The sequence below is a fragment of the Rhodococcus sp. FW305-130 genome (genome assembly GCF_058788335.1).
Genome location: NZ_JBYTAP010000003.1, coordinates 298,215 through 310,306 on the forward strand (window position 1 = coordinate 298,215; position 12,092 = coordinate 310,306).

The window sequence follows — 12,092 nt, forward strand, 5'->3', positions numbered from 1 at the left end:
CCGCTGCGTGAGGCTGGTTCGGCGTCTCCTGTCACAGCGCCGTGGTGAGATGGACGTCTGGACGGAGTGAGGGGAGCGAAGATTGCTGAAGTTGTACCGGGCCGAGCGTTCGGACACCTTGGTCTCGGCGTTGGCCACGCTCCTCCGTACACCGCTGTCGGATCCATTCGCCCGGGAAACTGTTGCGGTGCCGGCCAAGGGCGTCGAGCGTTGGCTCAATCAGCGGCTGTCCTCCCAGCTAGGCACGTCCGGACCGTCAGCAGTGGACGGTATTTCTGCGAACATCGCGTTTCCTTCACCCGCGCGCCTGGTCGCGGAGTCCGTGGCCGCGGTCAGTGGAATCACGGCTGACGACGACCCATGGTCGCCGACGCGATTGGTGTGGACGGTTCTCGACGTGATCGACGAGTCCCTCGGCGAGCCCTGGTGTGGAGTCCTGGCGAAGCATCTCGAAGGCCATCGTGAAGGTCGGCGGTTTGCCTCCGCCACACATGTCACCGAACTCTTCCGCAGTTATGCCGCGCAACGCCCGCAGATGCTGATCGACTGGGCCGCCGGGCGGTTGACCGACGGACACGGATTGGCGCTGTCGGAGGATTTCGAATGGCAGGCACGTCTGTGGTGCATCGTCGCGGACAAGATCGACGTTCCGGGGCCCGCAGAGCGACTGGGGCAAGTGAGCCGCGCGCTGGTCGAGGACCCGGCCTTGGTCGACCTACCGGAACGTCTGTCGGTCTTCGGGCCGACCCGGCTGCCGGTCGATCAGCGAATGATCTTGAGCGCACTCAGTGCGAATCGGGACGTGCACATCTGGCTCCCGCATCCCAGCCCCGCGCTGTGGACCAAGATGAGCTCGCGCATACCGCCTCGAAGTGAGAGCACGATTCGACGTTCGGAAGACGGGTCAGCGCTGATATCCGCCAATCCGTTGCTGTCGAGTCTTGCTCGCGACGTTCGTGAACTTCAGATCAGCCTCGGTGCCGCCGAGTTCGAGTCGGTGCATCTTCCCGAACCAGCCGGCCCGAAATCCCTCCTGGCGACGGTCAAGGCCGATGTCATCGCAGATCGTGCTCCCAGCGTTGCAGCGGAACCGGATGGGACAGTTCAGGTCCACGCTTGCCACGGGCCGGCACGGCAGGTCGAGGTGCTCCGCGAATGCCTGCTCCGATTGTTCGAGGACGACCCGACATTGCAGCCGCGCGACGTACTCGTGATGTGCCCGGACGTCGAAACGTACGCACCTTTGGTTCGTGCTGCATTCGGGCAAGGCGTCCATGGCCACCCGGGGCATCTCCTTCGAGTAAGGCTGGCAGACCGCGGATTACGTCAGACCAATCCTGTCCTGGCCGTTCTCGGCTCTCTCCTCGAATTGGCCGACGGCCGGGCTACAGCCAGTGAGGTTCTCGACCTGGCAGCGGCTGAGCCCGTCCGCACACGTTTTTCGTGGGGCGACGACGAATTGGAAAGACTGCGGGAATGGACGACGGAAGCGGGTGCTCGCTGGGGAATCGGTAGTCGGCAGCGTGCCACATTCGGTCTCGATGCATTTCCGCAGAACACCTTCAACACCGCCATGGACCGAATCTTGTTGGGGGTCAGCGCGGACGAATCGGAAAATGCCTGGTTGGATCTCGCGGTGCCACTCGATGACGTGGACGGCACAGACATCGATCTGAGTGGACGTTTCGCAGAGTTCGTAGATCGCCTGGCAGTCTCGCTTCGCGATCTTGCCGGTCCACATTCGCCGGCCGAATGGCTTCGTGTGCTGATGCGGGCCCTGGATCTGCTGACCGACACTGCGCCCGCCGATTCCTGGCAGAGTGCGGGGGCCCACCGCGAACTGGTAGCTGCTGTCGAATTCGGCGGAGAGACGGTGTTACGTCTGGCCGATGTTCGCGCGATGCTCTCGCGCAGCCTCGCGGGCAGACCTACGCGTGCCAACTTCCGAACCGGCGAACTGACGGTGTGCACGATGGTTCCGATGCGTTCGGTGCCGCATCGCGTGGTCGTTCTGATCGGGCTCGACGACGAGGTGTTCCCTCGAACCGGTGGAGTCGACGGCGACGACATCTTGTCCCGTGATCCCGTTGTGGGGGAGCGTGATCTGCGCAGTGAAGACCGGCAACTGCTTCTCGATGCCGTGATGTCTGCGGGCGAGCATCTGATTCTGTTGTATACCGGTGCCGATCCGGTCACCGGTGTCGTCAGACCACCGGCGATCCCCCTCAGCGGCCTTCTCGACGTACTCAGTGCGACGGTAGGTCCGGACGCTGTGAACGGGGTGCTGACACGGCATCCGTTGCAATCGTTTGACAATCGAAACTTCGTGCCGCACAAGCCGTTCAGCTTCGACACGGCAGCCCTGGCCGGTGCCAGGGCTGCTGCCGGAACACCGATCGAATTGCCGACAGTCTTGTCGGCCAAGCTACTCGAGGTGCATCCGAAGGAAGTGAACCTTGCCGACCTGGTGAACTTCCTCGTACACCCCGCCCGTGGTTTTCTGCGCCAGCGCCTAGGCGTCCGGGTACCGGAACTCGACGACGACATCGCGGATTCGCTGGCAACCGAGCTCGATCCACTGTCCACCTGGGCTCTGGGTGACCGAATGCTTCTCTCGCGCTTGGCTGGACGCAACTCGGCGGATTTCCGTGCAGCCGAGTGGCGCCGCGGTACTTTGCCGCCCTACAACCTGGGCGCCTCGGTTCTGGGCAACGTCGAGTGGGTGGTAGACCAACTTGCCGGTCTTGCATTGCCACACCTCGAGGGCGACTCCGAGGCTGTCGACGTCGACATCGACCTCGGTGACGGGCATCGTCTCACCGGAACGGTAACCGGTGTGCACGGCAATTCAGTGGTGCGGGCGTCGTATTCCTCACTGGCGCCTAAACATCGGATGACGGCCTGGATCAACCTGCTCGCCTTGAAAGCACACGGCCGACCCGGTGCGCTCGATGCAGTCTCCATCGGACGGGGCCGGGGAAAGATAGCAGCGGCACGGTCGGTGCTCGATGCGCCAGGCAATGCGGCCGAGATCCTGCAGCAACTGGTGGACCTACGCGAGCGGGGGCTGCAGCGTCCGTTGCCGATGTGGGCCGCTACTTCAGCCGAATATGCGCGCCGACGCTTTGGTGGCGAGTCGGTCGACGATGCGACAAACGGTGCGGACACCCAGTGGACGGGGCAGTACGGCGAGATGATCGATCCGAGCAACGCTTACGTTTTCGGAGAAGCTCGAACACTGGCGGAGTTGGCTGCGGATCCGCCGTCGGACGACGAATTCGTCTGGGCCGAGGAACCGACTCGATTCGGAGTTCTCGCCCGACGACTGTGGGATCCGTTGCTGACCAACGAAAGAGCGGAGTAACCCGTGGACTTCGACCTTTTGGGGCCACTACCGACCGGCACCACGGTGTTGGAAGCGAGCGCCGGAACTGGCAAGACCTACGCGATCGTCGGACTCGCGACCCGTTGTGTTGCCGAAGGTCTCGCTGACATTTCGCAAGTTCTGCTGGTGACATTCAGCCGGGCCGCCACTCAGGAACTTCGTGAGCGTGCCAGGGAGAGGTTCGCCGGAGTGTCCGCCGCTCTGGTCGACCCGGAGGCGGCGAGGCGGTCGGATGATGATCTGGTGGCGTACCTCGCCACAGCTGACGACGAGGAGATCGGCGTGCGGCGTCGTCGACTCCTGCGCGCTCTCGCGGAGTTCGACGCCGGCACCATCACGACAACCCACAGTTTCTGTCAGAGGATGCTCGACGGACTCGGCATCGCCGGGGAACGCGAACCCGACACAACTTTTGTGGAGTCGGTCGACGACCTGATCAGTGAGGTCGTCTCGGATTTGTACCTCAGCCGCTACAGCCGGACGGACTCGTCTCCACCGTTTTCCACGAAGGACGCGCTGGCCATTGCCCGAAGCGCAGTCGGCGATGGCCAGGCAATTCTCGAACCCGACGGCGAGGAGGAGACCGCTCCCGGTCAGCGAGTCCTGTTCGCGGCGGCTGCTCGTCTCGAGGTTGAACGACGTAAGCGGACCAAAGGAATTCGCGACTTCAACGATCTCCTGACGCTGCTGCACGGCGTGTTGACGGATCCGGAATACGGCCCCGTCGCGTGCCGTCGGGTGCGCGAGAAGTTCAAGGTCGTGCTGATCGACGAGTTCCAGGACACCGATCCGTTGCAGTGGGACATTCTGCGGTTGGCCTTCCACGGTCACACCACCCTGGTCCTGGTCGGTGATCCCAAACAAGCCATCTATGCGTTCCGCGGGGCAGAAGTCCTGAGTTATCTCGATGCGGTCAATCAGGCGGATGCGCACCAGGAGTTGACCACCAATTGGCGCAGCGATCCAGGGTTGTTGGCGGCACTCGAACACCTCTACGGCGGCGCCGCACTGGGTAACGAGGGCATCGTCGCGCATCCAGTAGAGGCTTCGCACAAGAAGTCTCGGTTGTCCGGCCCGGTGCCGATGCGTGTACGCCATCTGCCCCGTACCGGAGCCGGACCGCTCAATCGTTCGGGATTTCCGGCCGTAGGCAGACTTCGCAGTCGCGTCGCGGACGACGTCGCAGCAGACGTGGTCGGACTGCTGGGCAGCGATGCCCGCTTGGCGGTCGACGGTGATCCGCGCCCGGTCGAGCCGGGAGACGTCGCGGTATTGGTGCGCACCCACAAGCAGGTGGCGATGATTCGCGATGCCCTCGATGCCGTAGGTGTACCGTCCGTATTGACCGGCGGTTCCAGTGTTTTCGCGACACCCAGCGCAACACAGTGGCTGTGGCTGCTGCAGGCGATCGAGCAGCCGCACCGGTCCGATCGCGTCCGGTTGACCGCCCTCTCTCCGATTTTCGGGCGCACCGCCGAAGAATTGGACGTCGACGGCGACAACGTCGTCGCGGAACTCGCGGGTCAACTGCGCTCATACTCCGGGTTGTTCGCACGCGTCGGGTTCGCGGCCGTGTTCGAAAGGATCTCCGCCGAAACGAATCTGGAGAAGCGTGTACTCGCGGCCCCGTCCGGCGAACGAGATTTCACCGATCTGCGGCACGTCGCACAACTTCTCGGCCGCGTCGCCACCGAGGAAGCGTTCGGGTTGAGCGCATTGGTTCGCTGGCTCTCCGATCGGATCAAGGACCCGACGTCCGGGAGTGCCACCGACAGAAGCCGTCGCCTCGACAGCGATGCTGCCGCTGTACAAATCGCAACCGTGCACGCCACCAAAGGGCTCGAATTCCCGATCGTCTACGTCCCGTTCAGTTGGGAGAGCGTGGGCGGCTTCAACTCTCCGACGCAGTTGTTGCACGATCCGGATGGGCGCCGCATCCTCGACGTCGGTGGGCAGGAAGGCCCGGGGCACAACGCCAGAAAGACTGTTGCGGAGGCTGAAGAAGCGGGCGAAGAACTGCGGCTGCTGTACGTGGCGCTGACCCGGGCGCAATGCCAACTTGTGCTCTGGTGGGCGCCAAGCTACGGGACCTCACGCTCGCCACTGCACCGGTTGATGCTCGGACGTACACCCGGCATCGCCGAACCTGCTCGGGTAGTGAAGGTGCTCGACGACGGTACAACCGCAGCACGACTCGCGACGTGGCCGGCAGCAGCTTCCGATGTGATCTCGGTGGAACCAGTAGGTCCACATCCACCGTCGCCCGTCCAGTGGTCCGGTGCAGCCGCGAACGTGACCGAACTGGCCGCGGCGCGTTTCGATCGAGACCTGGACACTCTCTGGCGTCGTACGTCGTACTCGGCACTGACCGCCGGAGCGCACCACGCGGTCACGAGCACCGACAGTGAGGTAGAGGATCCCGAAAAGGACGACGAGCCAGAGGATTCCGTAGACGTCGGGACCGTCACCCCCTCGCCGCTGGAGGCGTTGCCTTCACCGATGAACGGTCTTCCGGCGGGCGCCGCATTCGGCACGCTGGTGCATGAAGTGCTCGAGGTGGTGGACACGGCTGCTTCAGACCTGAGAGCGGAACTCCGTATACGCTGCGCCGAGGCGGTCTCGGTTCGGGCGGCCGAGGTCGACTCCGAAGCACTCGCGGATGCGTTGTTGCTGGTGATGCAGACTCCACTGGGATTCGGAACCTTGGCCACGATCGCGCCGAAAGATCGTCTTCCCGAACTCGATTTCGAACTCCCACTGGCCGGTGGCGACGATCCGGTGTCGATGAGTGTCACACTTCGCGGAGTGTCGGAACTGTTGAGGCGCCACCTTCCCCCGGACGACATTCTGGCGTCGTACGCCGACCATCTTGACCGTGTCGAGACGTCACCGATGCGCGGGTTCCTGACGGGCAGTATCGACGCCGTCTTGCGGATCCCGGGCCCGTCGTTCGTGATCGTCGACTACAAGACAAATCGGCTGGGCCGCGGCGATCTGACGGCTGCCAACTACACGCGCGAACTCATGGCGACGGAGATGATGCGCTCGCACTATCCCCTGCAGGCGCTGCTGTATTCGGTTGCGTTGCATCGGTATCTGCGGTGGCGACTGCCCGACTACGATCCGCATCGCCATCTCGGGGGTGCGCAGTATCAATTCGTTCGGGGGATGCTCGGCCCGGACAGTCCGCCGGAATGTGGTGTATTCGAATGGAAACCGCCTGCTCAGCTGACGGTTGAACTATCGGATCTGCTGGCCGGTCTTGATGCGTCCCACACAGTAGGGGAGAAGATTCGATGACCGAGGCGCAATTGGCGCAGCGCGCCAAAGGGATCGTGCGAATCTTCAACGAAGCCGGGGTTCTGGTTGCCGCCGACGTTCATGTCGCGACGAGAGTGTGCAGCCTGGGCGGTGAAACTTCCGAAGAAGTGATGCTAGCCGCGGCGTTGGCAGTTCGGGCCGTGCGATCAGGTTCGGTGTGCCTCGATCTACGACGGATGCGTGATGTGAGCGTCGACAATGCGACGGAAGACGAACTCACGTCGTTGCCGTGGCCCGAACCGTCGGAGATCGTTGCCGCCCTTCGCCTGAGCCCTCTGGTGATCGGCGGCAACGCCGGACCGCTCAGGCCCCTCCGGTTGGTCGACACGGACGACGGTGAGCTTCTCTACCTCGATCGGTACTTTCTGCAGGAGCAGACGATTCGGCGAGTGCTCGACGAGCGTGCGTCCACGTGGCCGCCCGCCGACCTGAAAGCGGTCCGAACGCGCCTGGATTCGCTGTTCGTCGACGAGAACGGGCCGACCACCGCCCCTGATCGTCAACGGATAGCCGCTGCTCTCGCCGCGACACAGTGGACGACGGTCATCGCCGGTGGGCCCGGAACCGGCAAAACCCATACGGTCGCACGTATTCTCGCTCTCCTGTCGGAGGAACTGGGTTCGAAGGCTCGCATCGGGCTGGCCGCACCGACGGGCAAAGCCGCAGCACGTCTGCAAGAGTCCGTACGTGAGCAGACCGCGAGCCTTGGCCTTCCCGAAGAACTAGCGGCCATGACCCTGCACCGGCTACTCGGTTGGCAGCGGGGGAGTTCGAGCCGTTTCAAATACAATGCGACCAACAGACTTCCATACGACGTGGTCGTCGTCGACGAGACGTCGATGGTCTCCCTCACCTTGATGGCGCGCCTGCTCGAGGCCGTTCGCCCCGATGCCCGTCTGCTGCTTGTCGGCGATCCCGATCAGTTGACCTCAGTCGACGCCGGCGCTGTTCTTGCTGACCTTGTCGCCCGCCCGGTAGAAGTCAGTGGAAATCCGGCGCTGACACAGTTGGTGGGTGACGATCTCACGGCCACTGGTTCCGAAGAGGCGCTGAGTGCGGATGAGCAGGATCGTCTGCGGGGCGGGATCATTCAACTCTCACGTGGGCGCCGCTTCGACGGAACCATCGCGTCGTTGGCCAGGGCAGTTCGAGCGGGAGATTCCGCTGAGGTTCTGCGCATCCTGCGTAGTGGCGATCCCGCAGTCTCCTTCCATTCTCCCGAGGACGTTGACGCATTGCGCGCCGATATCGTTGCGAGTTCAGAGGTGGTGACGAGGTCGGCTGAGGAGGGTGATGCGATCGGCGCCCTGAAAGGCCTGGAATCGCACCGCCTTCTGTGCGCGCACCGTGACGGACCGTACGGTGTCGGGCGGTGGGCGCAGCAGGCGATGGAGTGGGTCGGCACGGCATCAGGGCAATTCCTGGATCCGACGAGGTGGTATCCGGGCCAACCCCTGTTGGTGACGGCCAACGACTACGAGGCCAAGATCTACAACGGGGATGCCGGGGTGATCGTGCAGCGTGAGGATGGCGTTCCTATTGCCGCATTCCAGCGGGGGAGTGATGCGTTTCTGATTCACCCGAGCCAACTCTCGTCGGTGCAGACCGTTTACGCGATGACGATTCACCGGAGCCAGGGCAGCCAGTACGACACGGTATCGGTGATGCTGCCGGCCGAAGCGTCGTCACTACTGACCCGGGAGTTGCTGTACACGGCGATCACTCGCGCCAGAAACCATGTGAGGGTAATCGGCACGGAGGATTCCGTGAGGGCGGGAGTTCAGCGACAGGTGCTCAGGGCAAGTGGGCTGCGTCGGGAGATCCGTCCGTACGACGGGCCGTGAAAGTCGGATGTTGCGGATTCTCTTGGTCATTCGTTGTATACGACGAACACCTTGCGTACGGTCTCGGTGACCGTCCACGTACCCTTCCATCCGATTGGGAAGATTGCACTCGTACCGGCAACGAGATGTACGGGATCGCCGTCGTCCTCCTCGACGGTCATGGCGCCGGAGACGATGGTGATGATCTCGCCGCGGGTGAGGAACTCCCACCGCGACTTTCCCGGTTCGCTCTCCCAGACTCCGGATTGAATGCGGCCGTCGTCACTGGTGAACTCGACATCTGCACGAGTGATGATGTCTCCGCCGAGTGGCTCTGCACTGGGTTGGCCGAGCAGTGCTTGCTGGAAGATCCCACTTGCGCTGTTCAACTCTGCGGCACGGAAGGTAATGGTCACAATTCAATCCTGACTTTCGAAACTCATGTGAATCATCGGACTTGTCGATGATGTCGTGTGTCTGCTGGGTCGGGATAGGTTCACTTGTCGCATCTTTCGGCACTTCGCTCGTACAGATGTCGAAAGTGCGATCGGCCACCATTCAACCGGGGTTCAGAGACCCGGCTCGCGCCGAAACGTGACCGAGCCAATGGCAAAGGGCCCCGCGTCGGTGATTTCGAACGAGGGTGATCGGTTGTGAGGCCTTACGTGGTGGTCGTGGTCAACGAGGTGATGAAGCGCTCGGCTGCCGCGTCGACCTCGGCGTCGGGGGTGAGCAACCTCTGCAGCAACAGTCCTCGCAGACATGCGGTTGCGATGATGCTCTGCTGCTTTGCATCCACCACTGTGAATCCTTCGCGAAGTGCTGCCGCTTCGAGGAGGTGAGCCAAGTCGTCGAGGTCGGCGGCGAAATCTTGAAATGCTTTGTGCTCGTAAACCGCAAGTCCGGCCAGGTGAAAAAAGGTGCGGCTTCGATCTTCATGCTCGGCGTTCGAGTAGAAACTCCAGATCGCCCTGCACAGGGCCGGGAACCCGAGATCCTTGCCCATCGCGGCTATGACGAGGTTGTCACGGCGGCGCGCTTCCGACAGTACGGCGCTGAGGAGACCTGGTCGTGATCCGAAGTGATAGGTCAGAAGCGTGTGGTGCACTCCGAGTCGCTCCGCTACTTGGCGCATCGACAGCTTCGGACTTGGGCCGGTTTCACCGAACTCGTCGAACAGTGCTTGTAACAGTCGCTCTCGACCCTCCCCAACCGGCGATCTCACGCTACCTCCATTGACGGGTTCACCACTGTTGAGTACGGTACCGCATATCGAATTCACCAGTGTTTAGGAGAGTGGTTTCTAATGCTCGGGAGGTCCCTTTGACTGACGTATGGTTTGCCGGCGGCATGGTCGCGGATGGATCGGGTACCGACCCGGTCGAAGTCGACGTGTGCGTGAGTGGCGGCATTGTCACAGCGATCGGACAGGCGCCGTCGGGTTCGACGACAGTTGACTTGGACGGCATGCTTCTGACTCCGGGGCTGATCGATGCTCATGTCCACCTGGGTATTTCGAGTCCGATCCGAAGGCAATTCGGGTTTGAGCTCTCGGCAGCGGAACTGGCTGCGGGCATCTTCGCCACCGCGGGCGATGCCCTCGACGCGGGCTTCACCACGGTGCGAGACGTCGGTGGCATCGACGGCGGAGTCGTCGACGTTATTGCGAGCGGCAAGGTGCGTGGTCCGCGTGTCCTCTCGTGTGGTCCTGTGCAGTGCCAGACCGGTGGACACGGCTACTACGGGGCCGCATGGGAGCCGACCGAGCTGTGGAACATGCACCACATTCCAGGGCTCTGCGCCTTGTCCTTGATGTCGGGTAATGCCGACGAGCTACGACGCAACGTGCGCGAATCGTTCCGCCGAGGGGCCACATTTCTGAAACTGTGCGTCACCGGCGGTGTCGTCGGAGGCCATGACCGCCTCACCGACACACAGTTCACCGTCGAGGAAATCTCCGTGGCAGTGGAAGAAGCAGCGTCGCGCGGCACCTACGTCACGGTCCACGCGCACAACAATGCGGGCATTCGCAACGCAGTGCGGGCGGGAGTGCGGTGCGTGGAACACGGCACCGACATCGACGCGGAGACTGCCCAGTTGATGCGCGAGCATGACGTGGCTCTGGTCCCTACCTTCGCCGTGGTCGAGCAGTTGACGGACACCGAAAGCATGGACCTGGACCCTGCAATACGAGAACGTGCAGCCGGAGTGCGTCAACGCATGGCCAGAGCGCTCGCGGCCTCTCGCGCAGCAGGCCTGAGGATCGGCCTGGGCTCGGACCTCATCGGGCCGCACCAAAAGCGCCGAGGTGAGGAGTTGCGCTTGCGCGCGGAGTTGGAGTCGCCGATGCATGCACTCGTTTCGGCCACCAGCGTCAATGCCGACATTCTCGGTATCGGGAAAACCGTCGGGACTATCCGCGTCGGTATGCAGGCGGACATGGTTGCCTGGCAGCAAGACCCACTCCGAGACGCAAAGGTGTTCGCCGATCCGGACATGGCTGCTCTCGTCGTGAAGTCCGGCAATATCGTCAAGGGAGACGTTCGATGAGCGCAATGCTGCACGGATGTTTTGCAGACACGGAGTACTTCGAAATAACGGCGAAGTCGGGGCACAGCTACGGCGTCTGGGTGACCACACCCCCCGGCTACGCGGACTCCACGGATCCCTTACCGCTGATCTACGTGATGGACGGCAACTGGGCTGTAGGTCTTACCGCCCCGCTCATCGTCACGCAGGCAGACCCGTACCTGACGGTCGCCCCGTACATTCAGGTCAGTGTCGGATATGCCGGTGAGGAGGCCGCCAACTGGGCACGGCTCCGCAACCGCGATCTCGTGCCGCCTGGGGAACCGGTAGGCGAAGAAATGATGGCTACTCTTGCCGCTGCTCGCGACTCGGGTGCAATGACCCAGGAGTACGTGGACGCCTACCTCGAGGAGCTGGCAGACACCCACGGGGACGTCTTCCTCGACTTCCTGACCAACGAACTCCACCCTCGCCTGTACTCGTCGGAGCTACGTGTCAGCGAGTCCGGGCACGGACTCTTCGGGTACTCGTACGGAGGCCTTTTCGCCCTCTACGCATGGCTGCGCGACGCGCCCCCATTCGCGACCTTCGGTGCGGGTAGTCCCGGAGTTGTGAACGCTGACAGCCAGATCCACACACTGGTCGAGGCGCTGCCCGAGCGTGGCGTGGGCTCAGTTGTGCCGCAGCTGCACGTTACGCTGAACGAAGCCGAACTGACTGGACCAATTCCGATCTATCGCGGACTGTCACGCAACGTTCTCGCCGTCGTGGAGCAGTTGCATGGCAAGGGACGGTCGCAGGATGTTTCGACCGCGTTGTTGCACGAGACGCACGTTACCGGGCTGCAGGCATCGTTCCTGAGCTACTTGAAGACCTGCCATGCACGTTAGAGCTCTCCGTCCCGGAGACGATGTGCCGCTGACACGTTCTAGGGCGATTTTCCGTAGACGCCGTTGAAGGAGAAGTCGGCTGTGGGTGTCCCCCACGTGGTGGACACCCCGTCCCTTCTCCACATCTCCCAGCCCCCAAGACCC

7 protein-coding genes are annotated in these 12,092 nt (G+C 62.9%); 5 read left to right on the forward strand and 2 right to left on the reverse strand.

Annotated features, from left to right (window positions below; genetic code table 11):
- The first annotated feature begins 82 nt into the window (after positions 1 to 82).
- Genes recC through recD form a run of 3 tightly spaced genes read left to right on the forward strand, consistent with a single transcriptional unit; the run spans position 83 to position 8,550 of the window.
- Complete coding sequence (recC, locus tag AC3WQS_RS11430; protein WP_492712730.1) at positions 83 to 3,364, forward strand: exodeoxyribonuclease V subunit gamma; 3,282 nt, start codon at positions 83 to 85, stop codon at positions 3,362 to 3,364.
- A gap of 3 nt (positions 3,365 to 3,367) precedes the next feature.
- Positions 3,368 to 6,685, forward strand: a complete 3,318-nt coding sequence (locus AC3WQS_RS11435) for a UvrD-helicase domain-containing protein (RefSeq protein ID WP_492712731.1) — start codon at positions 3,368 to 3,370, stop codon at positions 6,683 to 6,685.
- Positions 6,682 to 8,550, forward strand: coding sequence for an exodeoxyribonuclease V subunit alpha (gene recD, locus AC3WQS_RS11440; RefSeq protein ID WP_336505085.1), 1,869 nt, complete (start codon positions 6,682 to 6,684; stop codon positions 8,548 to 8,550). The genes AC3WQS_RS11435 and recD overlap by 4 nt, the downstream gene beginning before the upstream one ends.
- Positions 8,551 to 8,576: 26 nt before the next feature.
- Here recD and AC3WQS_RS11445 read toward each other — a convergent pair whose 3' ends face one another.
- Positions 8,577 to 8,945 (reverse strand): cupin domain-containing protein, encoded by a 369-nt coding sequence (locus AC3WQS_RS11445; RefSeq protein ID WP_007734139.1) that lies wholly within the window; start codon positions 8,943 to 8,945, stop codon positions 8,577 to 8,579.
- 245 nt (positions 8,946 to 9,190) lie between these two features.
- On the reverse strand, positions 9,191 to 9,754 hold the full coding sequence (locus tag AC3WQS_RS11450; RefSeq protein ID WP_408988873.1) for a TetR/AcrR family transcriptional regulator: 564 nt from the start codon (positions 9,752 to 9,754) through the stop codon (positions 9,191 to 9,193).
- A 98-nt stretch (positions 9,755 to 9,852) separates the two neighbouring features.
- On the opposite strand from AC3WQS_RS11450, the gene AC3WQS_RS11455 reads away from it, so the two are divergent.
- Entirely contained in the window at positions 9,853 to 11,079 is a 1,227-nt protein-coding gene (locus AC3WQS_RS11455; RefSeq protein ID WP_225320273.1) for a metal-dependent hydrolase family protein, read from the forward strand.
- Positions 11,076 to 11,948 carry an alpha/beta hydrolase gene (locus AC3WQS_RS11460; protein ID WP_020968453.1) on the forward strand — a complete coding sequence of 291 codons (873 nt, stop codon included), beginning with the start codon at positions 11,076 to 11,078 and terminating at the stop codon, positions 11,946 to 11,948. Before AC3WQS_RS11455 ends, AC3WQS_RS11460 begins: the two co-directional genes overlap by 4 nt.
- Positions 11,949 to 12,092 lie beyond the last annotated feature (144 nt).